This is a genomic window from Sulfurimonas sp. HSL-3221, assembly GCF_021044585.1.
In the GTDB taxonomy this organism is placed as follows: Bacteria; Campylobacterota; Campylobacteria; order Campylobacterales; family Sulfurimonadaceae; genus Thiomicrolovo; species Thiomicrolovo sulfuroxydans.
In genome coordinates, this window is sequence record NZ_CP087998.1 from 1,603,523 (window position 1) to 1,626,186 (window position 22,664).

Annotated in this window: 26 protein-coding genes and 1 pseudogene; 9 read left to right on the plus strand and 18 right to left on the minus strand. The window is 57.7% G+C overall.

Translation table 11 applies throughout. The features are described 5' to 3' along the window. Positions 1 to 24: 24 nt before the first annotated feature. From LOH54_RS08230 to LOH54_RS08275, 10 genes and pseudogenes are all read right to left on the minus strand, one after another. Positions 25 to 792, minus strand: a complete 768-nt coding sequence (locus LOH54_RS08230) for an SDR family NAD(P)-dependent oxidoreductase (protein WP_231018424.1) — start codon at positions 790 to 792, stop codon at positions 25 to 27. A 125-nt stretch (positions 793 to 917) separates the two neighbouring features. After that, positions 918 to 1,256: a P-II family nitrogen regulator gene (locus LOH54_RS08235; RefSeq protein WP_231018425.1), complete on the minus strand. Its 339-nt coding sequence runs from the start codon at positions 1,254 to 1,256 to the stop codon at positions 918 to 920. A 67-nt stretch (positions 1,257 to 1,323) separates the two neighbouring features. Continuing rightward, a pseudogene (locus LOH54_RS08240) lies at positions 1,324 to 2,630 on the minus strand (ammonium transporter). A gap of 197 nt (positions 2,631 to 2,827) precedes the next feature. Continuing rightward, positions 2,828 to 3,178, minus strand: a complete 351-nt coding sequence (locus LOH54_RS08245) for a hypothetical protein (protein WP_231018426.1) — start codon at positions 3,176 to 3,178, stop codon at positions 2,828 to 2,830. Positions 3,179 to 3,197: 19 nt separating this feature from the next. Then, on the minus strand, positions 3,198 to 3,473 hold the full coding sequence (locus LOH54_RS08250; protein WP_231018427.1) for a hypothetical protein: 276 nt from the start codon (positions 3,471 to 3,473) through the stop codon (positions 3,198 to 3,200). Positions 3,474 to 3,483: 10 nt separating this feature from the next. Beyond that, positions 3,484 to 3,879 carry a 4Fe-4S dicluster domain-containing protein gene (locus tag LOH54_RS08255; protein WP_231018428.1) on the minus strand — a complete coding sequence of 132 codons (396 nt, stop codon included), beginning with the start codon at positions 3,877 to 3,879 and terminating at the stop codon, positions 3,484 to 3,486. Positions 3,880 to 3,959: 80 nt separating this feature from the next. Further along, complete coding sequence (locus tag LOH54_RS08260; protein WP_231018429.1) at positions 3,960 to 4,337, minus strand: NifB/NifX family molybdenum-iron cluster-binding protein; 378 nt, start codon at positions 4,335 to 4,337, stop codon at positions 3,960 to 3,962. A 176-nt stretch (positions 4,338 to 4,513) separates the two neighbouring features. Further along, the gene (locus tag LOH54_RS08265; RefSeq protein ID WP_231018430.1) at positions 4,514 to 4,906 is read right to left on the minus strand and encodes a 4Fe-4S dicluster domain-containing protein; all 393 of its coding nucleotides are present in this window, start codon (positions 4,904 to 4,906) and stop codon (positions 4,514 to 4,516) included. Between the two features lie 27 nt (positions 4,907 to 4,933). Next, positions 4,934 to 5,383, minus strand: coding sequence for a TOBE domain-containing protein (locus LOH54_RS08270; RefSeq protein WP_231018431.1), 450 nt, complete (start codon positions 5,381 to 5,383; stop codon positions 4,934 to 4,936). Between the two features lie 10 nt (positions 5,384 to 5,393). After that, entirely contained in the window at positions 5,394 to 6,293 is a 900-nt protein-coding gene (locus LOH54_RS08275) for a NifU family protein (RefSeq protein WP_231018432.1), read from the minus strand. 79 nt (positions 6,294 to 6,372) lie between these two features. On the opposite strand from LOH54_RS08275, the gene LOH54_RS08280 reads away from it, so the two are divergent. From LOH54_RS08280 to LOH54_RS08295, 4 genes are read left to right on the plus strand one after another with little or no spacing between them, the layout of a single operon-like run. After that, positions 6,373 to 6,768, plus strand: a complete 396-nt coding sequence (locus tag LOH54_RS08280; RefSeq protein WP_231018433.1) for a NifB/NifX family molybdenum-iron cluster-binding protein — start codon at positions 6,373 to 6,375, stop codon at positions 6,766 to 6,768. Beyond that, complete coding sequence (locus LOH54_RS08285; RefSeq protein WP_231018434.1) at positions 6,761 to 7,006, plus strand: hypothetical protein; 246 nt, start codon at positions 6,761 to 6,763, stop codon at positions 7,004 to 7,006. Before LOH54_RS08280 ends, LOH54_RS08285 begins: the two co-directional genes overlap by 8 nt. Before the next feature lie 3 nt (positions 7,007 to 7,009). Further along, positions 7,010 to 7,654, plus strand: a complete 645-nt coding sequence (locus LOH54_RS08290; RefSeq protein WP_231018435.1) for a hypothetical protein — start codon at positions 7,010 to 7,012, stop codon at positions 7,652 to 7,654. A 20-nt stretch (positions 7,655 to 7,674) separates the two neighbouring features. Continuing rightward, positions 7,675 to 8,181: a hypothetical protein gene (locus LOH54_RS08295; RefSeq protein ID WP_231018436.1), complete on the plus strand. Its 507-nt coding sequence runs from the start codon at positions 7,675 to 7,677 to the stop codon at positions 8,179 to 8,181. Between the two features lie 97 nt (positions 8,182 to 8,278). Here the strand turns inward: LOH54_RS08295 and LOH54_RS08300 are convergent, their stop codons facing one another. Then, positions 8,279 to 9,532, minus strand: a complete 1,254-nt coding sequence (locus tag LOH54_RS08300; protein WP_231018437.1) for a M18 family aminopeptidase — start codon at positions 9,530 to 9,532, stop codon at positions 8,279 to 8,281. A gap of 211 nt (positions 9,533 to 9,743) precedes the next feature. On the opposite strand from LOH54_RS08300, the gene LOH54_RS08305 reads away from it, so the two are divergent. Together LOH54_RS08305 and LOH54_RS08310 are read left to right on the plus strand one after the other, a co-directional pair. Then, positions 9,744 to 9,980 carry a DUF2798 domain-containing protein gene (locus LOH54_RS08305; RefSeq protein ID WP_231018438.1) on the plus strand — a complete coding sequence of 79 codons (237 nt, stop codon included), beginning with the start codon at positions 9,744 to 9,746 and terminating at the stop codon, positions 9,978 to 9,980. Then, complete coding sequence (locus LOH54_RS08310) at positions 9,977 to 10,426, plus strand: MarR family winged helix-turn-helix transcriptional regulator (RefSeq protein ID WP_231018439.1); 450 nt, start codon at positions 9,977 to 9,979, stop codon at positions 10,424 to 10,426. Before LOH54_RS08305 ends, LOH54_RS08310 begins: the two co-directional genes overlap by 4 nt. A gap of 82 nt (positions 10,427 to 10,508) precedes the next feature. Here LOH54_RS08310 and LOH54_RS08315 read toward each other — a convergent pair whose 3' ends face one another. The 3 genes from LOH54_RS08315 to LOH54_RS08325 all read right to left on the minus strand — a co-directional run bounded on the left by LOH54_RS08315 (position 10,509) and on the right by LOH54_RS08325 (position 12,727). Next, on the minus strand, positions 10,509 to 10,907 hold the full coding sequence (locus LOH54_RS08315) for a c-type cytochrome (RefSeq protein ID WP_231018440.1): 399 nt from the start codon (positions 10,905 to 10,907) through the stop codon (positions 10,509 to 10,511). 299 nt (positions 10,908 to 11,206) lie between these two features. Beyond that, entirely contained in the window at positions 11,207 to 12,274 is a 1,068-nt protein-coding gene (locus LOH54_RS08320) for an ADP-ribosylglycohydrolase family protein (RefSeq protein ID WP_231018441.1), read from the minus strand. A 9-nt stretch (positions 12,275 to 12,283) separates the two neighbouring features. Beyond that, positions 12,284 to 12,727: a thioredoxin family protein gene (locus LOH54_RS08325; RefSeq protein WP_231018442.1), complete on the minus strand. Its 444-nt coding sequence runs from the start codon at positions 12,725 to 12,727 to the stop codon at positions 12,284 to 12,286. Between the two features lie 141 nt (positions 12,728 to 12,868). Here LOH54_RS08325 and LOH54_RS08330 point away from each other — a divergent pair, with 141 nt between their 5' ends. From LOH54_RS08330 to LOH54_RS08340, 3 genes are read left to right on the plus strand one after another with little or no spacing between them, the layout of a single operon-like run. Beyond that, on the plus strand, positions 12,869 to 13,621 hold the full coding sequence (locus LOH54_RS08330) for a COG4705 family protein (protein WP_231018443.1): 753 nt from the start codon (positions 12,869 to 12,871) through the stop codon (positions 13,619 to 13,621). Between the two features lie 27 nt (positions 13,622 to 13,648). Then, the gene (locus tag LOH54_RS08335) at positions 13,649 to 14,509 is read left to right on the plus strand and encodes an NAD(P)-dependent oxidoreductase (RefSeq protein ID WP_231018444.1); all 861 of its coding nucleotides are present in this window, start codon (positions 13,649 to 13,651) and stop codon (positions 14,507 to 14,509) included. Next, a complete protein-coding gene (locus LOH54_RS08340; RefSeq protein ID WP_231018445.1) occupies positions 14,506 to 15,204 on the plus strand; it encodes an SDR family oxidoreductase in 699 nt (232 codons plus the stop codon). Before LOH54_RS08335 ends, LOH54_RS08340 begins: the two co-directional genes overlap by 4 nt. Positions 15,205 to 15,213: 9 nt before the next feature. Here LOH54_RS08340 and LOH54_RS08345 read toward each other — a convergent pair whose 3' ends face one another. From LOH54_RS08345 to LOH54_RS08360, 4 genes are all read right to left on the minus strand, one after another. Then, on the minus strand, positions 15,214 to 15,636 hold the full coding sequence (locus LOH54_RS08345; RefSeq protein WP_231018446.1) for a pyridoxamine 5'-phosphate oxidase family protein: 423 nt from the start codon (positions 15,634 to 15,636) through the stop codon (positions 15,214 to 15,216). Between the two features lie 84 nt (positions 15,637 to 15,720). After that, positions 15,721 to 16,596, minus strand: coding sequence for a helix-turn-helix domain-containing protein (locus LOH54_RS08350; RefSeq protein ID WP_231018447.1), 876 nt, complete (start codon positions 16,594 to 16,596; stop codon positions 15,721 to 15,723). A gap of 20 nt (positions 16,597 to 16,616) precedes the next feature. Next, positions 16,617 to 20,237 (minus strand): DNA polymerase III subunit alpha, encoded by a 3,621-nt coding sequence (dnaE, locus tag LOH54_RS08355; RefSeq protein WP_231018448.1) that lies wholly within the window; start codon positions 20,235 to 20,237, stop codon positions 16,617 to 16,619. A gap of 130 nt (positions 20,238 to 20,367) precedes the next feature. Continuing rightward, positions 20,368 to 22,539, minus strand: a complete 2,172-nt coding sequence (locus tag LOH54_RS08360; protein ID WP_231018449.1) for a TonB-dependent receptor — start codon at positions 22,537 to 22,539, stop codon at positions 20,368 to 20,370. Between the last annotated feature and the right edge of the window lie 125 nt (positions 22,540 to 22,664).

Sequence of the window (22,664 nt, forward strand, 5' to 3'; positions counted from 1 at the left end):
TCATCTTTTCCCCCAGATATTACCCTACCCGTTTCGGCTTAACACATATGGATTGCGCTGTGCCGTCGGCATAATGAGCACGTCCTGGATATTCACATGCGGCGGTGCCAGCAGGATGTAGAGTGCCAGATCGGCGATATCGTCCGCATGCAGCGGTTCATACCCTTCGTAAACGGCATCGGCCCTGTGCATATCGCCGCCGAAACGGGTCGCGGAGAAATTCGTCTCTACCGCCCCCGGTGCGATGTTGCCGACCCGCACGGCCGTTCCGTCTAGGTCGATGTTCATCGCCTCCGTCAACGCATGCACGGCCGACTTGGTCGCACAGTAGACATTGCCGCCCGGGTAGGTCATCTTTCCGGCGATAGAGCCGATATTGAGGATATGCCCGCCATTGCGACGGCGCATCTGCGGGATGACGGCGCGGCTGACATAGAGCAGCCCCTTGACGTTCGCATCGATCATCTCCTCCCATTCGTCGGCATCCCCTTCATCCAGAGGGGAGAGCCCGAGCGCCAGACCGGCGTTGTTGATCAGGATATCGACGGCGCTCTCTTCCAGCAGGGCGCCCATGGCCGCCTCGACTGCATGCCGGTCGCGGACATCGAATGTCACGGTATCGATCGTGACGCCGTGCTCGGACAGTGTCGTTTTCAGCGCATCGAGCTTTTCCTGGCTGCGCCCGTGCAGCACCAGGTCCGCACCCGCCGCGGCCAAACGCCGAGCGCACGCCTCGCCTATGCCCGATGTTGCCCCGCTGACAAAGGCTCTTTTCCCTGTTAATGATTTCACGATTGACTCCCGGAATATGATGGGGACAATCTATCGGTTTTGAGGTGAAAAGGGGCTAAAAAAGGGGAGGTATGTCTAAAAGAGTGGAGAGGGAAAAAGGCGGGAGTTCCCCGCCGGTGAAAAGGTTATACCGCTTCGGAGCCGGATTCGCCGGTACGGATACGGATAATTTTTTCGATATCGCTGATGAAGATCTTACCGTCACCGATCTTGCCGGTACGGGCCGCTTCGACGATCGTATCGACGACCTGGTCGACCGATGCCGCCTCGACGACCATCTCCATTTTTACTTTCGGCAGGAAGTCAACGACGTACTCCGCACCGCGGTAGAGCTCACTGTGCCCTTTCTGGCGCCCGTACCCTTTGACTTCGCTGACCGTCATACCGGTAATACCGATCTCAGCCAGTGCATCCTTCACATCCTCAAGCTTGAACGGCTTGATGATCGCTTCTACTTTTTTCATTCTGACAATCCTTTTTGTGCTTTGTATTGTAACACTGTTCGGAAGCCGAGGCTCCCGAGCCGTTCAATTAGAGGTTGAACCCGCGCTCGCCGTGAACGGATTCGTCCAGACCCATTGTCTCTGTCTCTTCATCAACGCGTGCACCGCCGGTGATCGCAGAGGAGATCAGGTAGACAATGACCGTACCGACCAGGGTCCACAGACCGACGATCAGGACAGACTCGAACTGCACAAAGAGCTGACCCATACGATCGCCGCTTGCTTTGAGCGGACCGTCCCAGAGGAGGTCCTGATCGTTCAGCGCGAAGATACCCGTTGCGATCGCACCCCACAGACCTGCGAGGAAGTGGATACCGAAAGCATCGAGGCTGTCGTCGTAGCCCAGTTTCTTTTTCAGGATAGCCACACCGAAGAAGCCGATGAGCGCACCGACGATACCGACGATGAAGGCACCGCCGACGCCGACGAAGCCGGCTGCCGGAGTGATCGCAACGAGACCGGCAACGATACCGGAAGCGACACCGAGCAGGGTCGGTTTCTTGAACATGAACCATTCAATCAGCATCCAGGTGACACCGGCAGCCGCCGTAGCGATTGTCGTTGTCAGAACCGCCAGGCCTGCAACAGCGTTCGCACCGAATGCGGAACCGCCGTTGAAGCCGTACCAGCCGAACCAGAGGATCGCCGCACCGGCAGCGGTGAGGATGATGCTCGCCGGTTTCATGGCTGTCTTAGGATAACCTGCACGCTTGCCGAGCATGACTGCCAGGACCAGACCGGCCAGACCGCCGTTCATGTGGACAACCGTACCGCCGGCGAAGTCAAGGGCACCTTCATCGAAGAGGTAGGCACCGTCGCCGCCCCATACCATGTGGGTGATCGGTGCGTAAACCACCAGGCCCCACAGGACAACGAAGAGCATCCATGTTGAGAACTTCATACGCTCGATCGCGGAACCGGAGGCGAGATGGCAACGGTGATCGCTGCAAACGTACCCTGGAACGCGATGAAGACGAAGGTCGGGTAGCTGCCGGAAAGGTCAGACCAGTTGATACCGGAGAGGAAGACGTTGCCGAAGCCGCCGAACACGTTCTGCAGTGCCGCGCTCTCGTTCGCGCCGAAGGCGATGGAGTAGCCTGCAATGACCCAGACCACAAACGCTACCACGAAGGCACCCATTACCATTGCATAAGTATTGAGTACATTCTTTGTACGCGTCATCCCGGCGTAAAAGAGTGCCAGACCTGCCGGCGTCATCAGCAGTACGAACGCTGTTGACACCATCATCCAGGCCGTATCACCTGTATCGAGCGTATCCTCTGCCAGCGCCAGCGTCGGCAGAAGCATCATCATGGACAAAAGCCACTTCTTCATTGGTTAATCCTTTTTTCGCAGCCTCGGCTGCGGAAGTTTCATGAAAATGGTATACAATTTTGTCGGCTTTTTGCTCTCTTGTTGTGATTATTTTTTAGGCAATAAGGAAAGAACACCGCCTGGCAGGTGGTGGCTCTGAAGGCTGTAGTCGTAGTGGTAAAGGGCCAAAAGGCCCTGTGGAAGGGTCCGGGGTGCGCCTACGCCGCTTCGTCGGCAGAGAGCCGCGCGCGGATCGACGCTTTAAAAGCTTTCATCTTCGGACGCGTGATCGCATCCATGGCCGACTCGCGCAGCGGTTTGATCGCCGCGGCGATCTCATCGCTCAGTGCGGAGCGTCCCTGGAGGATCAGCGCGTGCACGTCTTCAGTGAACATCGCACTGCTTTTATCGGGCACAAGGTCGTAGAGCGCCATAAACAGCGCACGCTGTCCCGTACCCATTTTGCACGTATCATCCGAGATTTTCAGTGCAACCGTAATGGCGCAGTCGATTTCGAATGGCGAAAGCGCGGCGGCGATTTCAGCCAGGCGGTTTTTATCAAAGTTCATAAGGCATCCGATGCTTCCTTTAGCAGCTTTCGCATTTTGCTATACCGAGACGGCTGAGCAGGTCGGCGAAGAACTCACCGCCGTCACGGTCATACTCGTCATGAAACTCGATATAGATCGATGCATCGCTGAAGTGGTTTAGGCTGGGGGAGATACCACGCTGCTGCGACACGGAGTCGATCGTATCGAGAATCCGTGACTTCACGCTCTCGGAACCGTCAAATTCGATCTGCAGTCCCTGATAACGCTCTTCGCGCTGGTGAAAGGCCCGAATGGGCACGGGGTTTACGGCCATTGGCAGTGCCTCAACCCGCCTCGTTCAGCTCTTCGGGCTCTTCCTCGACCAGTCTGCCGACACCGCGGTCTTCGACCGGGATGTCCTCGCGGAATTTCTTTTTGCGGAAGGACGGTGTTTTGAGCTTGCCGTTCTTTTCGCCGAGTTTGTAGATCTCTTCGTTGAGGAAATGCTCTTCGAATTCCGGGGTAAACGGCATGTCCCAAGTGATCGTACCGATGCTCGGACAGATCGCGGCGCACTGCGGATCGTCGTAGATACCGACGCACTCGACACACTTTTCAGGCTGAACGTAGTAGCGCTTTTCGCCGGTAGGGTTGTCCGAATCGTCTACGATAGCGTTGACCGGGCAGACTTGCAAACAGGCGTCGCAGGTGATACATTTGTCATCAATAATTACAGCCATAATTTATCCTTTAAGGTTTATTGTGGATTTGATCCTTGTGAAACCTCCGTCATCCCGGGGGTTTTAGAAGAAGCAAAGCCTCAGGCGCTGCGCTGAGCACCTTTGTGGAAAATGCGCAGCAGCCACAGGGGCGGCTGCGTATTCAGCATCTCGTGGATCTGGTCGATCGCGCCCTGAAGCGCTTCACCCTCCTTGACCTGCACGGGGTGAATCCCCGCAGCCTGGACCATCTTGGATGCCTTCGGACCGATCTGGGTGCAGTACAGGATGTCCGCCTCTTCGATCGTACCGATCTTGTAGTTGAGTTTCGCCACTTCTTCCTCGGGCTCGTCCGAGCTTTCAATAACTTTGAGCAGCGTCGCGCTCTCCTTATCGACCTCGTACAGATGGAAGGTTTTGGACCAGCCGAAGTGCTGATCGATCTTTTCGCCCGTGGATGAAGCAAATGCGATTCTCATGATTTCTACCTTTTATGTATGATGCGAGAGGAAGCTATCCGCTTCACCGTAAAGTGCCTTTCATGTGTCAAACACCCTCTCCCGCCGAAAAGGTGCTTGACACATGAAAGCTGAGACAGACCAAGGTTCACTCTAAGGTGAACCCGGTGTTAACGTCGTGTTTTGGACGCTACGAATTAGAACGAGTCAGAGACGTTGGCGTGGCCTTCGCGCACGTCCATACCGATCTCATCCATGAACTTCTGCTCTTTGACTGACGGAAGCATCAGACCTTTCTTTTTGTGTTCACGGATCTTGTAGGTACCGTCTTCATTCCCTTTGGAGTAGTACTCTTCGAAATCAACGGTAAAAGGCATATCCCATACGATAGAACCTTCGGTCGGGCACGCTTCCGCACAACGCGGCGCATCCGCATGACCGACACACTCAACACACGTCTCCGGCTTCACATAGAAGCGCTCATCGTCGTAGGGGTTCTTTTCGTCACCGTTGCTCAAAATTGCTGCGACCGGGCATTCCGGTGCACAAGCGTCACAGTTGATGCACTCATCCGTAATCATTACTGCCATTTGTTTCTCCTGTAAAAAGTATGCTTTTTATGGTGCAACTTTCGTTCCTGCACGCTTCTTGAAGCTCTCGACCGTCATCGGCACCACATCGGGTTCCAGGTGGATATCGACACCGCGCAGCAGCATTGTCGCCTCGCAGCCGACTTCGAGCTCCAGCTCATGACAAGCCTTCTCCGTGATCAGCGATACAACCGTGCCGAGATCGCTTTCGAAGGTAAGTTCGCAAAGCGAATCCTTGCTGCGGATCTTTTTCAATGTTCCGGGAATGCGGTTTTCAATGGAGACCTTGCCGGGGCACTCTTTGCTGACGCAGACCGAAGCTTCCTGGAAGGAGAAGAGAACCTTGTCCCCCACCCCCGCCCAGACCGGGGTCTTTGTTTTGATGAGACGGATCTGGGTCTCATTGCATTTGAGCGTGATGTACGTAACGATGTCCGTGCGTTCGATATCGGTAACGACTGCGGCTATCTTGTTCATCCCGCGCTCCCTACATCAGGTAAAGGACGACATTTTTGTCGATCAGCTCCTCGAAAGCGTCGAGCAGCATATCCGCCGTCGAGGTTGAACCGAGGTGACAGCCTGAGCAAGCGCCCAGGTAGTTCAACCAGATCTGCGGCGTCTCCCCCGGCACGTAGTTGAGCAGTTCGATCCCGCCGCTGTCGGCTTCGAGTGTCGGGCGGATCTTCTGGTCGATGACCTGCATGACCAGCGTAATCTGTTTTTCCACCGGCAGACTGCGGAACGGCTTGTTCAGCACCGTCGCCAGCTCCTTGTTGCTGACGTAGGTGACCACCTCCTGCGCCCGCACATTGTTATTGTGCGCGGCGGTAATCAGGTAGCGCATCGCTTCGGCCTTCTCCCCTTTTTCTTTGAGGAGCATGCCCGCTTTGAACTGGGCGTCGACATGCCCGATATCGGCTGCCTGCTTGAAATAGGTAAGCGCATCCTTCTCATTGGGCGTACCGTCGAGCCCTTTTTCGAAGATCTGCGCCAGGCTCATCATCGCATGCATGCTGCCCTGTTCGGCCGCCTTTGCAAACCACGCTTTGGCCGCTTCGATGTCGCGTCCGCACCCTTTGCCCTGCATCGCCATGACGCCCAGGTTCACCATCGCATTGGCATCCGCTTTTGACGCCGAATCGACAAAGAGGTCATACGCCTCTTTATACTGTTTCGCCTCGTAGGCACTGACTCCTGCTTCGAATGTCGTCATTTTCTGCTCCTCCTGACTTTGAAAATAGGCTTCGAGCCGTTCATACGCATCTTCTTCGGCCTCCTCGAAGGTATCGCCGATTCCTTTGATCTCCGGGAACTCGACGAACTGGGCGACGCAGCCGTCCCCCTCCTCGTTGGAAAAACCGAAATAATCAAGTGCATACTTTTTCATAGCCAGCCTTATGCAAAGAACGTTCCAGAAGCTTGGAACATTTTTTGCAATATAAGGAAAAATCATCTAAGGAGGCGACATGATCGCTATACCGGTGGACAAGGCGTCAATGGATGCCACGTCATCGAAACTTTTCGGAAATGTTCAGGCATTCGCCCTTTATAATAATGATGAAAAGGCATTCCGTTTCATTCCGAACGACGGCCAAGGGGACGGTGTCAAAACCGCCAAACTGCTTGCCGATCACTCCGTAACCTCCGTCGTCTACTCTTTCATGGGTAACGGCCCCTACGGCGTCCTGGAAGCGGAAGGCATCGGTGTTTACTACCTGGGGAAAGAGCCGCTGGCGCTCTCAACCATCGTCGAAGGGCTGGCAACGGAAAACTTCGTCAAGGTTATCTCTGAAAACGCGCAGACTTACCTCGATCCGGGCACAGCGTCGGGAGAGTGCGGATGTGGATGCAGCCATGACTGAGATTATTACCAAAGAGATGCATGAAATCCGCGGCCTGATTGCACAGACCGTCGCCAAGCGCAATGCGCTCAAGGCGGAGATGCAGGAGTGGTACGAACGCTTCCCCAACGAACGCTTCGGCAAATTCAAGGACCTGATCGCCGTCGACGGCGTCCTGTCCCAGCTCGATTCGCATTACAAGCAGCTCTGGGACTTCCACAACGCCCGCACCGAACCTGTGCAGAAAAAGGCGATGTAAGGTATGCCGGAGTACAGCAAGGCCAGTAAGGCCCGCGTGCCTGATGAGACCTCTGAATACAGTGAAAAAGGGCGGCTGAGGGCCGCGGGAGCGCAGATCGACCGCTACCGGATCATCCTGGACAAAGATAACTTCCAACCCGAAGAGCCCCATTGGCGGCGTATCAGCAAGAACACCGTCAGTCTTTTCCAGGTCCTCATCGACCAGAACCTTCACGAGCTTGTCATGGTGCTGGAGCACTACCCCCGCTATATCGAGTGGGTCTGTGAACACTTCCGCTACGCCTACAGTTACAGCGAGAACGAAGCGAGCATCGACGCCGCTTCCCGGCTCCTGGAGCTGGGCGAGCCCTTTTTCACGAAGCAGTTTGTCCGCAACCTCGTACGCAAACTCCCGCGCCTCGATGCCATGGAGCTCGAAGCGCTCAAAACGTTTGCCGAAATGGTATCGGCACAGCACGGACAGTGGCACCCCATCGTTACGAACCACTACTGCGACGCCATCGGAGAGAGCGTCGATTCCCGTAAACTGCATCCGCTGCAGCGCCTGGCCATCACCGGCAAGATCGCGAACATTGCGCGGATCGAAACCTTCGAGTACGATGCCGAAGACCGCGACGCCGTCCTCGATATCCCCTACATGAATTGAATTGAACAGAAAGGTTAACCATGGATAAAGAAACCATCAAAGAAGAACTTCTCAAACACGCACGCAACGCTTTTGAAACCGCTTCCACCCTGCGAGAGAACGAGCGCATCGAAGTCTACCTGCACGACGGCATTGCCAAGACCTCCGATGTCCTCGATGACAGTGATGAGATCCTCTACGGCGACAACCGGGTTCTGTGCTACCAGGTCCAGGGGTACGACTACCTGGAGGGCGAGATCAAAACCTGGATCGACTACGCCCGTATCATCCCGCAGCCGACAGACGACGACACACCGCTGCCCGAACCCACCGACATCGAAAAATCAATCCGTGAACTCATTACCGATCTGGCAAAATCCAAAGGGGTGAGCCCAGACGACATCAGCTCCTTCGAGGTCTTCGCCAACCTGCCGATGGACCTGCTGGGTACAATCGAACAGCAGATCATCGAGTACTGGTGGAGCGCGGAAGAGGAAGAGAACGGCAAGAAACTCGCCCTGGCCCAGATCGAAGAGGCCCTGGCCTAAATCATTTCATCCGGACGCAGTCCGGGCGACCCAACCACATCCCCTTTCACTCCTTACGTCAGTGAAAGCTCCTCACACTTTCTTTAGCATTGACGCCTTAAAGCGCCAGCAGCATCTCGTAGAGTTCGAAGGCGTCCTTCGTTCCCGCCAGCTCGCGGATGGAGTGCATGGCGTAGGTCGGCAGCCCGACGTCGAGGGTCTCTATGCCCAGCCGCGTCGCGGTGATGGGGCCGATGGTGGAGCCGCACCCCATGTCGCTGCGGGTCACGAACTCCTGCAGCGGATGGCCCGCGCGCTCCGAAGCGAGAACGAAGCGGGAGACCGTGCGCGAGTTTGACGCGTAGCGCTGGTTGGCGTTGAGTTTCAGCACCAGCCCCTTGTTGATGTAGGGGGCGTGCTCCGGGTCGTGCTTGTGGGCGTAGTTCGGGTGCTGGGCGTGGGCGTTGTCGCACGACACCATCAAGGAACGCTGGCAGAGCTGAACAAAGGCTTCATAGCTCCCCGTGATGCGCTGCAGCGTATTTTCCAGGAAAGGTCCCGCGGCCCCGCTGCTACTTTCGCTGCCGACCTCTTCGTGGTCGGAGAGGATCATCAGGTAGGGGCGGTCATTACCGACGCTGCAGATAGTGAGCAGCGCCACGTAGCAGCTCAGCAGGTTGTCCAGGCGCGCCGAGGCGATAAACTCTTTTGCGACGCCGACATAGGAGGCCTTCTGCGTATCGTAAAGGCTCAGCTCGTGCGACAGCAGCCGTTCGAAGTCTGCCACGCCGAAAGCTTCCAGTTGCTTGCCAACCCACGCTTCAAAATTGAAACTCTCGTCGCAGCCGATGAGTGCCGGCAGGTCCGTCTGGGGATTGACGGAACGGCTCTGGTTCGCCTCCCGGTCGAGGTGGATCGCCAGGGAGGGGATCACCGCCACCGCGTCACCCGTGTCGATATTCGCCTCTTTGAGCTCCCCCGTTTTCGTCCGGTAGGCGACCCGCCCGGCCAGCCCGAGGTCGCGGTCGAACCAGGGGTTCATCAGCAGCCCGCCGTAGGGCTCCACGCCCAGGCGCACCGTGCCGCTGCCCTTCAGTACCGGGGAAGGCTTCAGTTTGAGGTTGGGCGAATCCGTGTGCGCCCCGAACATAACGTAGTCGTTCCCGCCCGTATAGGTGAAGGCGATCACCGAGGAGGCGTTGCGCGTCGTGTAGTAGCGCTTGCCCGCCTCCAGCGACCATTCGCCGCGCTCGTCCAGATAGGTAAACCCGGCGTTCTCCAGCATTCCCGTGACGTTGCCTACCGCGTGGAACGGCGTCGGCGACGCATCCAGAAAGCCCAAAAGTCCGTCGTTGAAATCTTCTCTTGTCATTGCAAATCCCGCAGAAAATAGGTTTTGATTGTAGGTCTCATTATAGCGTCTGCCCCGATCAGCTCCGCTTAGCCTATTCAGGCCCATGCAATATTCGTACAATCCTATATCGGCAGATAAGCAAAAATAGTTATTTACATAATTATTTAAATAACTATTAAGCACGACTCCCCTATACTGCTCTAAAATAGTTCAATCCGAAGGAGCAATTATGGTCCCCATGAAATATCTGCAGTTGGTTCAAACCTTTCTCATAGCGACGTTTATGACCTTTGTCATGTCCTTCGCCATATCATGGATCAATCTCGGTCTGGTCAAAGGATTCATCGGCATCTGGATGCATGCCTGGCTCATCGCATTTGCCATCGCCTTCCCGACCCTGCTGCTCATCCTTCCGGCGATGCGCAAACTGGCAGTACGCATCGCCTCGAAAGAAGAATCTGCATGAGTACAGCATCGGGCAAAATGGGCAAGCCTACCATGCTCGGACCGCTGATCGCGCGTGTGAAAAACAAAATGCGCCGTCGGATGAACGAGCGGCTCAAACCCTATGGCATCACTGCCGAACAGCGCGCCATTCTGCTGGCGCTCTGCCGCGAAGGCGCCATGACACAGGCACAGCTATGCGAATTGACTTCCATGGAACCTTCAAATCTTTCGACCACGCTCAAGCGTCTCATTGCCAAGGGATATGTCGAGAAAACGGAACATCCCGACGAACCGCGTGCCTACCTCGTCCATGCCACACAAAAAAGCCGGACAATCGAACAGGAGCTGATCGGCCTTAGCAGCGCAGTAGAGGGCGGACTGCTCCACGGCATCGACGACGAGGCGCTTCAGTCACTCTATGACACCCTGTCGAAGATGGATGCCAACCTTTCAACCCGTTTCTGACGTCGTTTAGTCCCCAAAAAGGGGAAAGACAAACGTGTCAGGATTGAAAAATCGAAGATTCCACGCTGGCACAGGTGTGCATTTACATACCGGGAGTGAACCCTTTGGAGGGGAAGTTCTCATAGAGGTAATCGGCGATCAGCGCCAGCTCCTCTGTCGTGACCGCGCCCTGCTGCGACGGCATCAGACCGAAACGTTTGATCGCCATGGGCCGGCATTTTGCAACACCCTTGGACGGTTTGAGCGCATACGCGGCGATAAAGTCCGTCGCCGCTTTCTTGTCTCCGGCAAACGCCTGCTTGACATGAAACATCACCCCAGGCGCCGGCGGCGCGACCAACTCCCTTTTCATAGCCTGCGTCGGCTTGACCTTGATATGGCATGCAGCACATTTGGCGTCAAAAAGCGTCTCGCCCGTCTCGGCGCAAAGCGCACTCATCATCACAGCCAAAGTCGCTGCCGCCGTCGGAATCATTTTCATTCGTTTCTCCTGGATAAGGTTATGGAAGCCCGATCACAAATCCGGCGGAACTTGCATATACATTTTCCGCAGCTCTGTATCGGCCCAATACGTTATATTTAAAAATATATAACGATATATACAATACATATTCCAAATAATTGCCGTGTCAGCCTATATTTCAGGAGCAAAAGTGACAAAACCCCACAAAATCGTTATATTCAAGAAGACATAATGATACACCACATGCTGAGGCTTCCGGGCGTTTGAACGCAAAACGGTTGATCTTTATGCCGCTTTGCGCCCTTGCCGCCGGCGGCTTACGCGCTTTGCAGCAGCGGCAGCTTGTCGAGCAGGGTTTCGCAGTACTCCCACTGGTCCAGTGACCGCTTCCAGTTCTCCGGGATTGCGTTCACACCGTAGAGGGCGCCGAGTACCATCCCGATGGCGATGGCCCGCGAGGCGTTGTCGCCGCCGACCATCGCGTTGGCCTGCAGCGCCTTTTTGAGGCCGTCCGTTTCGTTGCCGTATTTGAGGATAAAGTAGACGGCACCCGGCAGCGTCCCTTCCGTCGGGCTCGCCTTGCCGACGCGCACCGGCTCGGAGCGGCCGATATCCCACAGCCGGGCCATGCTGGTGAGCGCCAGGTCGTCGACGAACTTCTCTTTGCCGAGCGGAGATTCGGGGTCCGTCGCCTCCTCGAACTTGGCGATCGCCTGGAGGGTTTTGGCCTGGAAGAAGCCGCCCATCTGCTCGCCGACGGCGCGGATCGCATCGATGGGAGCCGTCCCGCCCAGTACCCGGTGCGTCACACGGGCGAAGTACTCCCCGCCGCCGAGCGCCTCGGCGTTGCGGTGGGTGAACATCGCCTTCTGCGACGCGTCAACCACCGCCTCTTCCGTATCATAGTAGCCGTGCGCCGCGACGTGCCGGATCGCCATCGCGTTGGAGATGCCGCCCAGGTTTTCGACGGGGAAGCCCCGTTTCACCTGCGCATAGGTCTCCTTCGTCATCGTGCAGATCCACGACCCCCAGCCGTTCTCCAGCCGGTGCATCCAGTGGGGAATAAGCTCGGGGACGCTGACCGGGCGCGGAGCCTCAGCCGTCTTGGCAAGGTGTTCGAGAAAGAGGATGTTGTAATCGCCGTAGTCGGTCGTCCCCCCCGCCTTTTTGCCGGGGTGGTAGTTCTGCGCCCCCCAGCCGATGCCGTGGGTCTGCCCCCCCATCATCTCGCCGGGGGACATGAAGCGGTCCACCGGTTTGCGGCCGTAGGCCAGGTAGATTTTCTGGGCGTCGTACTCGTAGTGGCTTCCGAGGCAGAGGGCATCGCCGACAATCGCACCGAAAAACGCCCCCTTGATCGCCTCTTGTTTTGTGATCGCGCTCATGACCGTCTCTCAGAGCGTCATCTGGATCAGGCTCTCCGCCCACATGCTGAGCTGGTCTTTGGAGAGCTTACTCGTGAAACGGTTCATCTCCATCCCCCTGCTGAAGGCAATGGTCGTCGGCAACTCGTTGACGCCGTACTGCAGGGCCAGCGGCGCGTCGTTGAGGGTATTGACCTTCAAAAAGCGCACTTCGAGGGGGCAGGAGGAGGCCGCTTTTTCGAAATCCGGCGCCATCTCCATGCACGGACCGCAGTCGGGGGAGTAGAAATCGACGATGACGGGAATGTCGTTTTCGGCAATGTGGAGCTTGAACGCCTCCGCGTCGCAGGTGACGGGTGTCGTGTCCGTCAGGGGTTGGCCGCAGCTGCTGCAGAGCACCTCTTTTTTTTCGACTTCGTTGACGACGCTGTTGACGCTTTGGCAGTGGGGGCATACGATCTTGAGAGTGTCCATCTTTGGCTCCGTAAATATAGTGTTGCCGGAGGGCGTGCAAAATCCGTGCCCGTCGGCCGTTTTTGCCGCTGATACGGAGCGCTGTTTCGTTTAGAAAGATGGAGTATCATCCCGTTTATACACCCCCGAAAGGTATCAGTCATGACCCGTTCACGCGTTCCCCACATCCTTTTGCTTTACTGGATCATCAAGATCGCTTCGACCACCCTGGGCGAAACCGGCGCCGATATGTTTTCCATGACCTTTGAGATCGGCTACGGGAGCACCATTCTCATTTTCCTTGCCCTGTTCATCCTGCTGGCCTCCGTCAAAATCGCGATGAAACGTTATGATCCGGCCCTCTACTGGCTGACGTTTACCGCCTCCGCCATCGCCGGAACCGCGATATCGGATTTTATCGACCGTACGCTGGGACTGGGTTATGCTGCGGGATCAATGCTCCTGCTTGTTCTGCTTGCAGGTGTCTTGTTGCTGTGGCGTGCCCAAACACGTTCGCTCTCGGTCGAACAGATCAGCTCCGTCCCGGCGGAGACCTACTACTGGCTCGCCTTTTTGATCGCCAACACGCTGGGAACGGCGGCAGGCGATTTTCTCGCCGACGACCTTCAGATCGGTTTCATGTACAGCGCCCTTCTCATCGGCGGCGTTCTGACCCTCACGGCGCTTCTGCACTACGTCACCACCCTTTCGCCGATCCTGCTCTTCTGGATCGCTTTCATCCTGACCCGTCCTTTCGGCGCGACATTCGGCGACCTGCTGACCAAATCCGCCGACGACGGGGGCGTAGCATTCGGCACCATCGGGGCCTCGCTCGTTTTCACCCTGATGCTCGGCATCGCCCTCTTCTTCGAAATCCGCCGTGAAAGGGCCTATATCCCGGAAGAAAGGGCATAATACGCCAAACAGAAAAAAGGAGTACACATGCATCTGGGATTTATCGGGCTCGGACACCTCGGCCGCGCCGTCGCCGGACGGCTGCTGGAGTGCGGACATACGCTGAGCGTCTACAACCGTACACCGCAGCGGGCGGAGGGACTGGCTGTCGACCTCTGCGACCATCCGCGCGACGTTATCGAAAAGTGCGACGTCGTACTGCTCTGCCTCTTCGACAGCACCGCGGTCAATGCCGTCCTCTCCGGCGAGAACGGCCTGCTTGGCGCCAGCGCCTCCGGCAAAACCGTCATCGACCTGACTACCAACCATTTCGACGCCGTTGCCGGTTTCCACGAACGCTGCCGCCTGGCAGGGGCTGCCTACCTCGAATGCCCGGTCCTCGGCAGCGTCGTCCCCGCGGCCAACGGAGCGCTGACCGTACTGGCCAGCGGAGAGGAAGAGGTGTTTGAACGTTCCAGGAGCATCCTCGAATCCATCGGCGCGCACCTCTTCTACCTGCGCAAACCGGGGCGGGCGACAAAGATGAAACTCGTCAACAACCTCGCCTTGGGCGGCATCATGGCCGTGCTGGCCGAGACCGTCGGCATCGGCGAAGCAGCCGGAATCGAGCGCGAAACGCTCCTGGAGATCCTCGCCGTCGGCGGCGGCAAATCGCTCGTGCTCGACGCCAAGCGCCAAAAACTGCTCGACGACGACTACACGCCCCACTTCTCCAACGCCCTGATCTACAAAGATCTGCACTGCCTGCAGGACCTGGCCTACGGCCTTGAACAGCCCCTGTACACGGCCGCCATGGTCAAAGAGCTCTACGCCCGCACCTTCGCCGAAGGGTTCGAGGGAGAGGATTTCGCCTCCGTCGCCAAGCTGTTCCGGAAGCGCGAGCAGTGAGAACGCTCCTCATTACCGGTGCCGCGCAGGGTATCGGGCTCGCGACTGCGACCCTCTTTGCCAAACGCGGCTGGAAAGTCTACGGCCTCGACATCCAGGCGGAATCCCTCTTCGCCACATCGCTGCAAGGCGGATTCGAACCGCTTGCCTGCGACCTCGCCGATCCGAAAAGCATCGAAAGGGCGGCAGCATCCCTGACACACCTCGACGCCCTCGTCAACAACGCCGCAACGCATGCCAACGGCGATCCGCTGACCCTCTCCGCAGAGGAGTGGAAACGGGTAATCGACGTCAACCTGACCGCCCCCTTCCTCCTCAGCCGGGCCGTGGCGCCGCTGCTGATGCAAAGCGGCGGAAGCATCGTCAATATCGCCTCCACCCGCGCCCTGATGAGCGAACCGCATACCGAGGCCTACAGTGCAAGCAAAGGGGGACTGCTCAGCCTGACCCACGCCATGGCCATGAGCCTCTCCCCCGTGCGCGTCAACGCCGTCAGCCCCGGCTGGATCGAACACGCCGCCCCCGAATCCCTGCATGGTTTTGACCACACCTTCCATCCGTCGGGACGGGTCGGCAGTGTCTCGGATGTTGCGGAAATGGTCTGGTTCCTCACCGGCGATCATGCGGAGTTCATTACGGCCCAGAACTTCGTTGTCGACGGCGGTGTGACGAAAAAGATGATCTATCCGGAGTGACGGGAGGCTTTACGATTCGGGCTGAAACGGCACCCTTTCGATCGCCGCTTCGCGCAGGTTGTCCGCCAGCGTCCAGAACCACGCCTCCCCGTTTATCGGCGACAGCAGCATAAAGGAGGGATCGTCCGCGCTGAAGTGCGCCAGGTACTCCCGGGTCTCGATCAGCTGCTGCTTGATGGCGCGATCATCCACTGCTTTCATGTGTGCGCGGATCCGCAGCATTGTCGCAAAGTCCTGCGACAGGTAGCAGAGCTCCACCTTCGGGTTCGCCCGCAGCTGACGCCCGACGGCTTTGGCGGTCGACGAAGTGAAATAGAGCTTCCCGCCGATGATGTTGCTTAAAAATCCGCGCACATGCGGCTGGTCCACCTGGGCGGTCGCCAGGGTACAGACAGGGTTTTGTGTGATGAATGCCAGAATTTCCGGAGGCATAAACTACTCCTTTTTTCGGCACAGTATAGGCAAAGGTGCGGAAGGTTTGCGAGTACAAACACGCTGAAAAAGCGTACGATTCGGCTATTTGAACCGCGAGGCGTACTCGGAGGGGGTCTCGCCGAATGCCGCTTTGAAACGGCGGGCCATATAGGAGGCGGAGTTGAATCCCGCCCCGAGCGCGGCATCGGTCACGCTCGTCTCCCCAGACTCCAGCACTTTTTTGATATGCTGCAGCCGCACGCGCAGCAGGTACTCCCCCGCGCTCATCCCCAGCGCGGAACGAAAAAGCCGCCCGAAATGCGACACGGAGAGGCCCGCGACCTCCGCCAGCGTGCGCTGCTCCAGTTCATAGGCGTAATGGAGGTGGATATATTCGACCGCGGCATTGATGCGCCCCTGCAGCGAAACGCTCTCGCGCTCAGCCGGGAACGGTGCGAGCGTATTGCGGACAATCAGGTGTGTCAGGCTCTGTGCCAGCGAGGCGGCCAGCGGACGGGCCTCTTCCCGGCACGACTGCATAAAGAGCTGCAGCAGCGGCTGGATCCCTTCGTCCAGGCCGAACATCTCGCCGTTGAATGCCGCCGGATCACCGCGGTACTCTCCGTAGACGCTTTCAAAGCTGTCGGCATCGACAAAGATGGCGCAGTAGCGCGGCGGAAGGTAGTTCTGCACCTCGTGGTGCGCAATGCCGGGGGAGAGGCAGAAGAGATGGCGGGGCTTCGGCGTCAAACGCCTTCCGTCCAGGACGACCTGCGTCGCTTCGTCGTACTGGATCACGAACATATAGGCGGGGTGGGCATGTTCGGGCGTCACGGCATAACCGCACTGTCCGCCGACGGGGATGAAGGCGCAGAACTCGGGCGAAACATAGGCGTCGACAAAACGCAGCTGTTCCTGCGTCACGTCGCCGACAAGCGATCGGATCGTCCGCAGCGCTTCGGGTGCGATCGTCTGCATTGCCTACTGCCGTGACCGCGTTATGCCACGTCGACGTCGGAGAGACCGGCCAGCTCCTCCATGATGGAGTTGTTGACGCGGATGGCCGAGTCGATGACGACGTTTTGCAGCTTGGAGACGATGTTGAGCTTCAACGGGCGCGTACCCGGGTGGCGGCGGACAAGGCGGTAGAGTTCTTCGAGGCGCTCGACGCCGTTGTCCAGGTGTAGGCGCAGGGTCAGCGGCTCCTGCGGCACCTCGCGAATCTTCGTACTGACCTTCTTGCTCTCTTTTTTCACCTCTTTGAGGCTCATGATCTTCGTCACGCTCGTACGGGTGAACATCTCCGTATGGGTCACCTTGACCTTGAAGGCAATAGGCTCGTCGAGGTTCATCGCCTCGAGCTCCTCGAGCTTGTCGCTGAAGAGCATCACCTCGAGGTTGCCGTGGAAGTCCATGATGTTGACGATGCCGAACTGGTTGCCCTTCTTGGAGATCTTCTTCGTAATCTCCTCCACCTTGCCGATAAAGATGGCATAGGAGCCGTCGGCGATGTTCTCCAGGTCGGACGAGAGGGTATATTCGAGCTGGTCAAGCTCCTCGCGGTAGTCATCGAGGGGGTGGCCGGAGACATAGAAGCCCAGGGTCTCCTTCTCGAACTCGAGGATCTGCTTAAGGCCGAACTCCGGCGCATCTTCGAGCCTGAGCTGTACCGTGGTGACGTCGGCGTCGTCGCCGAAAAGGCTGCCCGCGGCGTTCTTGCGCGCCTGCATGGAGTCCTTGGCCGTCTCGATGACCGTCTCCATCTGTTCAAGCAGCGCCCGGCGCGAATACTGGTAGCGGTCGAAGCCCCCCGCCTTGGCGATGGATTCGAGCACCTTCTTGTTCACCTTCTGCGGGTCGATACGGTTGACGAAGTCCTGCAGGTCCGTGAACTCGCCGTCCTTGCGCACCTCGAGGATCGATTTGACCGCGGAGGTCCCGACCCCCTTGATGGCGCCGAGCCCGAAGAGAATGTGGTCCTGGTCATCTTTGCGGGTGGCGCTGAACTCGAGCTGCGAATCGTTGATATCCGGCGGGCTCAGTTCAATGCCCATCCGCTTGACCTCATCGATGTACTTGACGACCTTGTCCGTGTTGTCCTTCTCCGACGTCAGGAGTGCGGCCATGAACTCCTGCGGGTAGTAGGTCTTGAGCCACGCCGTCTGGAAGGTGACCATTGCGTAGGCCGCCGAGTGGGATTTGTTGAAACCGTAGCCGGCGAACTTCTCGATCAGGTCGAAGAGCGCGGAGGCCTTCTTGTAGTCCAGACCCTGTTGCTGCGCCCCTTCGGAGAACTCCCGGTTGTACTTCTCCATCAGGTCCGCTTTCTTCTTACCCATCGCACGGCGGACGATATCCGCCCCGCCGAGGCTAAAGCCCCCGACGGTCTGGACGATCTGCATGACCTGCTCCTGGTAGACGATCATGCCGTAGGTCGGTTCCAGGGTCTCTTTGAGCATGTCGAAGCTGACCTCCTCGAAGGGGTAGAAGATCTTCTTGCGCCCGTGCTTGCGTTCGATAAAGTCGTCAAGCATCCCCGACTCCATCGGTCCCGGGCGGTAAAGCGCCAGGACCGCAATAAGGTCTTCGAAGTTGGAGGGTTTTAGACGCTTGTTCAAGTCCTGCATCCCGCTCGATTCGATCTGGAACATCCCGACCGTCGCACCGGACTGGATCACTTCGTAGACCTTCGGGTCGTCCACATTGATCGTATTCCAGTCGATCACTTTGTCGTAGCGCGTCTTGACGAGCTTGATCGCGTTGTCGATGACGTCGAGGGTCTTCAGGCCGAGGAAGTCGAACTTGATCAGGTCGACGTCCTCGAGGTAGTTGAGCGAGTACTGGGTGACGAAGGTCTCCTCCCCCGGCGGCTTGTAGATGGGGGTCTTCTTCCAGAGCTCTTCGTTGCTGATGACGACCCCCGCCGCGTGCATCCCGGCGTTGCGCTTGAGCCCTTCGAGCTTGAGACTGAACTCCCAGACGCGCTTCGCCTGCGGGTCCGTGTCGATAAGTTCCTTGATCTTCGGCTCTTTCTGGAAAGCGCCCGGTTTGAAGTCGTCGCCCTTCTTCTTGCCGTTGAGGGTGATCCCCAGCTCTTCGGGGATGAGCTTCGCCATCTTGTCCGCCTGCGATAGCGGCATGTCGAGGACGCGGGAGACGTCGCGGATGACCCCTTTGGCCAGCAGGGAGCCGAAGGTGATGATCTGCGCCACCTGGTTGCGGCCGTACTTGCGCACAACGTAGTCAATCACCTCGCCGCGGCGCGCCTGCATGAAGTCCATATCGATATCGGGCATGGAGACGCGTTCGGGGTTCAAGAAACGCTCGAACAGCAGGTCGTACTTCATCGGGTCGATGTCGGTGATCTCCAGCGCGTAGGCGACGAGGCTCCCCGCCGCGGAACCCCGTCCAGGACCGACGGCGACCCCCATCCGCTTGGCTTCGGCGACGAAGTCCCAGACGATGAGCATGTAGCCGGGGAACTTCATGGAGTTGATGACGTCCATCTCGTACTCCAGGCGCGCCCGGTACTCCTCGTGGCGTTCCGGCGGCACGTGTTTGAGACGCTCTTCCAGCCCCAGGCGGCAGCGGTGGATGAAGAACTCCGCGTCGTTCTTGTCGGCGGCGCCCATCCATTTTTTCTTATCGTCCGCCGTCGCGTTCTGCCCCAGCGGCGCATCGTCGGCGTGGTCGATATTGAGCCCCTCTTTGGCGGCGTATTCGCGGGTGAACTTGAAGTTCGGCGGCGTCGGGTTGCCAAGTTCGAGCTCGAGCTGGCACTTGTCGACGATCTCCTGGGTCGCCTCCAGCGCTTCGGGAACGTCCGCGTAGAGCCGCTGCATCTGCTCCGGACTCTTGACGTAGAACTCGTGGACCGAGTGACGCAGACGGTTCGGGTCGTCATAGAGTTTATTCATCCCGATACACATGAACGCCTCGTGGTACTGTGCATCGTCGGGGAAGGTGTAGTGGGTGTCGTTCGTCGCGACGAGCTTGATGCCCGTCTCCTGCGAGAGTTTGAGCAGCGGCTCGTCGATAAAGAGCTGGTCGGCGATGCCGTGGCGCATCAGCTCCAGGTAGAAGTCCTCGCCGAAGATCTCCTTGTACTCCAGCGCCACCCGCTTCGCCTCGTCGTAGCCGCCGGCGCCGAATTTGACGTTACGTTCGCTGTTGGTGTTAAGGTGCCAGCTCACCTCTCCCTGCAGACAGGCCGAGGTACAGACAAGCCCCTCGCTGTGTTCGCGCAGCTCCTGCTTCGTGATGCGGGGAAAGTAGTAGAAGCCGTGGATATAGGCCATGGAGGAGAGGTACATCAGGTTCTCGTACCCCTTCTGGTTTTTCGCATAAAGGCAGATGTGGAAACGCTGGCGGGTGCTCTTGTCGTCGAGGGTTTCGCCGTTATGAATGTAGCCCTCCATACCGATGATGGGCTTGATCCCCTCCCCTTTCATCTGGTGCCAGAAGTCTATGGCGCCGAACATGTTGCCGTGGTCGGTCATCGCCACGGAGGTCATCCCGAGCTCCTTGACGCGTTTGGCCAGGTTGCTGATCTTGTTCGCGCCGTCGAGCAGGGAGTATTCGGTGTGCAGGTGCAGGTGGGTAAAGGGTTGGACGCTCATCGTAGGCCTTCAAAAAAGTATTCGGTAATCAGGAATTTATTATAGTGGGATGCGGGTAAAAAGAAGCTCTCCCCGAGTACCCGGCCCGGGATTCGGAGCGCGCATTAAGCGAGGAGCGAAAGTTGCGCGCCTAGAAGCGGTAGATGAGCCCGGCGAAGTACTCTTTGCCCGGTGCGACCGTGATCGTCGGGTCCTCGCGGTCGAAGGTACCGTCCCCGCTCTTGTCGCCGGTAAAGTAGACCGTCTGGTAGTAGTGTTCGTCAAAAACGTTGTTGACCTTGACGTAGCACTCCAGTTCGTTGCCGCCGACGTGCATCGTGTAGCGTGCCTGCAGGTTCAGAAAAGCGTATCCCGGCATCTTGATCATGTTCGTCTCGTCCGCGTAATACTCCGATTGCGCGTACACCTGGCCGATCACCTTCAGGTTCGGCGAGAACCTGATTGTCGTGTAGAGGTCGAAGATGTTGTTCGGGGTTCTCGGCAGCTCGTTGCCGACGATGTCATACTCTGGTCCGCGGTAGGCGATCTTCACGGGGTCATGTTTCGTGAACTCCGCCTTCAGATAGGTATAGGCGAGGTTGAACGAGAGGCGCCGCGAGGGATCGCTCTTGAGGGAGAGTTCCACCCCACGGTTGCGCGCATCGCCGATATTGTCCGTGATGCCGCCGCTGGTCGCGAACGAGTAGGTCCCGAAACGGTAGCCGATGATATCTTTCGTATCCATCTGAAAAACGGAGAGCTCGTAATCGAGGAGATGCCCCCCGATATTCCCCCGCGCGCCGACCTCGTAGGTGATGCTGCGCTCGACGTCGATGGGCACGGCCACGCCGTCCGTGCGGTTGCGGTTTTCGTAGTTCGTGACCATCTTGTCCACTGTCGGCGTACGGTAGCCGGTGGAGATGTTGGCGTAGAGGGTCGTATCGGCATTCACGGCATAGGTTGCTCCGACCCGGTAGCCGTTTTCGTTATAGGTGTGATCCTCGTAGAGCTTCTCATTGTTCCAGTCGGTGCCGTTGTAGTCGTGCGAAACAACCTTGTACATATCTTTCTGAATATCGTGGCGCATATTGACTACGGCCGTCCATGCCGGCGTGATGGCATATTTCAGCTCACCGTAAAAGGCGTGCAGACGCTGGTCGTCATTGGTGTGTGTCAGCTCCCCGGCATAGTTCGCGACGGGATTCCCCTCGACGTCCGTCGAGTTGTAGTCGATCAGCGTCTCGCTGCCCGACTGGTACTGGCGGTCACCGAACTCATAGCCGACAAGATAGGCAAAATCCGCCAGCTCCTGTTTGAACTCCAGCTTGGCACCCTTCTGTTTTTTGTGTTCCAGGGTATGCCGCGCGTAGGTGTCGCCGATGCCGTCGCCGTCGGTATCCTGCGGGCTGGAGATGTAATCGTATTCGTCAATGTAGTCGTAGACGTTCAGCAGCAGGTTCCCCCCGTTGGCGAACTCTTTCGTATAGGTAAGGATGTACTTGTCCAGGTCGACCTCGTTGTCCTTCTGGAAGCCGCTCGCCTCCGTTCCCCGGGGATTGGCGTCCGCCGCGGTGACACCGGTCGATGAAGCGCGTTTCTGCTCCTCGTACTTGAGCGTCTTGTCGATCCCCAGCGTCACATCGCTCGTATCGTCGATATAGTACGAAACCTTACCGCTGAGTGACTTGTTCCAGTAGGCCGAATCGACCCAGTATCCGTCGCTTTTACGGTAGTTCGCGTTCAAACTGGCGGCGAAGCTCTCCCGGCTGATGCGGGCCGTCGCTTCGTAATCCTGAGCATTGTAGCTCCCCGCTTCCGCACTGACCGAATAGGCGTCGTCGCCGCCCCGGGGCTTGGAGGTCGTTATGACGATGGCACCGGCCATCGCGCGGTTGCCGTAGAGATAGGCCGCACTCCCCTTGATCACCTTGATGCTGGTGATATCGCTCATATTGAGACGAAATTTGCCGCTTTTCGCGTAGACGGGGACACCGTCGACAATAATGGCGACCCCCGTGTCCTCCCACATAAACTCCTGCTGGTTGATCCCCCGGATATGGATCTCGACGACTTCGTTGCCCATATAGTCCGCCGTCACGCCGGGAACGGTCTGAAGCACCTCGTTGAGCTGCTTGGGATTGATCTGCTCGATCAGCTCCTGATCGATGTAGTTCACCGTCGAGACTTCGGTCTTCCCGGCCGCCTCGTTGGTGATCGTCGACGACTCCACGCTGATCGTCTCCATCGTATAGTTATCCGCCGCTCCAAGCGCGCTGAACGCTCCAAAAAGAACGGCACCCGCCGCCGCAACACTTATTTTCATTTCTCCCCCTCTCTGCATAATATTAAATAAATATATATATTTAATATTGAGTTTAATAATTAAGACCAAATTCTAGGAAAGGGGTGTTACAGATGTGTTAAATAGAGGGGTTTCATGAAGAAGAA

Excerpts from the sequence above, each read along its gene's own strand:
- LOH54_RS08235 (WP_231018425.1), bottom strand. The coding sequence starts at position 1,256 with ATGAAAAAAGTAGAAGCGATCATCAAGCCGTTCAAGCTTGAGGATGTG.
- LOH54_RS08245 (WP_231018426.1), bottom strand. The coding sequence starts at position 3,178 with ATGAACTTTGATAAAAACCGCCTGGCTGAAATCGCCGCCGCGCTTTCG.
- LOH54_RS08250 (WP_231018427.1), bottom strand. The coding sequence starts at position 3,473 with ATGGCCGTAAACCCCGTGCCCATTCGGGCCTTTCACCAGCGCGAAGAG.
- LOH54_RS08255 (WP_231018428.1), bottom strand. The coding sequence starts at position 3,879 with ATGGCTGTAATTATTGATGACAAATGTATCACCTGCGACGCCTGTTTG.
- LOH54_RS08260 (WP_231018429.1), bottom strand. The coding sequence starts at position 4,337 with ATGAGAATCGCATTTGCTTCATCCACGGGCGAAAAGATCGATCAGCAC.
- LOH54_RS08265 (WP_231018430.1), bottom strand. The coding sequence starts at position 4,906 with ATGGCAGTAATGATTACGGATGAGTGCATCAACTGTGACGCTTGTGCA.
- LOH54_RS08270 (WP_231018431.1), bottom strand. The coding sequence starts at position 5,383 with ATGAACAAGATAGCCGCAGTCGTTACCGATATCGAACGCACGGACATC.
- LOH54_RS08275 (WP_231018432.1), bottom strand. The coding sequence starts at position 6,293 with ATGAAAAAGTATGCACTTGATTATTTCGGTTTTTCCAACGAGGAGGGG.
- LOH54_RS08280 (WP_231018433.1), top strand. The coding sequence starts at position 6,373 with ATGATCGCTATACCGGTGGACAAGGCGTCAATGGATGCCACGTCATCG.
- LOH54_RS08285 (WP_231018434.1), top strand. The coding sequence starts at position 6,761 with ATGACTGAGATTATTACCAAAGAGATGCATGAAATCCGCGGCCTGATT.
- LOH54_RS08290 (WP_231018435.1), top strand. The coding sequence starts at position 7,010 with ATGCCGGAGTACAGCAAGGCCAGTAAGGCCCGCGTGCCTGATGAGACC.
- LOH54_RS08295 (WP_231018436.1), top strand. The coding sequence starts at position 7,675 with ATGGATAAAGAAACCATCAAAGAAGAACTTCTCAAACACGCACGCAAC.
- LOH54_RS08300 (WP_231018437.1), bottom strand. The coding sequence starts at position 9,532 with ATGACAAGAGAAGATTTCAACGACGGACTTTTGGGCTTTCTGGATGCG.
- LOH54_RS08305 (WP_231018438.1), top strand. The coding sequence starts at position 9,744 with ATGGTCCCCATGAAATATCTGCAGTTGGTTCAAACCTTTCTCATAGCG.
- LOH54_RS08310 (WP_231018439.1), top strand. The coding sequence starts at position 9,977 with ATGAGTACAGCATCGGGCAAAATGGGCAAGCCTACCATGCTCGGACCG.
- LOH54_RS08315 (WP_231018440.1), bottom strand. The coding sequence starts at position 10,907 with ATGAAAATGATTCCGACGGCGGCAGCGACTTTGGCTGTGATGATGAGT.
- LOH54_RS08320 (WP_231018441.1), bottom strand. The coding sequence starts at position 12,274 with ATGAGCGCGATCACAAAACAAGAGGCGATCAAGGGGGCGTTTTTCGGT.
- LOH54_RS08325 (WP_231018442.1), bottom strand. The coding sequence starts at position 12,727 with ATGGACACTCTCAAGATCGTATGCCCCCACTGCCAAAGCGTCAACAGC.
- LOH54_RS08330 (WP_231018443.1), top strand. The coding sequence starts at position 12,869 with ATGACCCGTTCACGCGTTCCCCACATCCTTTTGCTTTACTGGATCATC.
- LOH54_RS08335 (WP_231018444.1), top strand. The coding sequence starts at position 13,649 with ATGCATCTGGGATTTATCGGGCTCGGACACCTCGGCCGCGCCGTCGCC.
- LOH54_RS08345 (WP_231018446.1), bottom strand. The coding sequence starts at position 15,636 with ATGCCTCCGGAAATTCTGGCATTCATCACACAAAACCCTGTCTGTACC.
- LOH54_RS08350 (WP_231018447.1), bottom strand. The coding sequence starts at position 16,596 with ATGCAGACGATCGCACCCGAAGCGCTGCGGACGATCCGATCGCTTGTC.
- dnaE (WP_231018448.1), bottom strand. The coding sequence starts at position 20,237 with ATGAGCGTCCAACCCTTTACCCACCTGCACCTGCACACCGAATACTCC.
- LOH54_RS08360 (WP_231018449.1), bottom strand. The coding sequence starts at position 22,539 with ATGAAAATAAGTGTTGCGGCGGCGGGTGCCGTTCTTTTTGGAGCGTTC.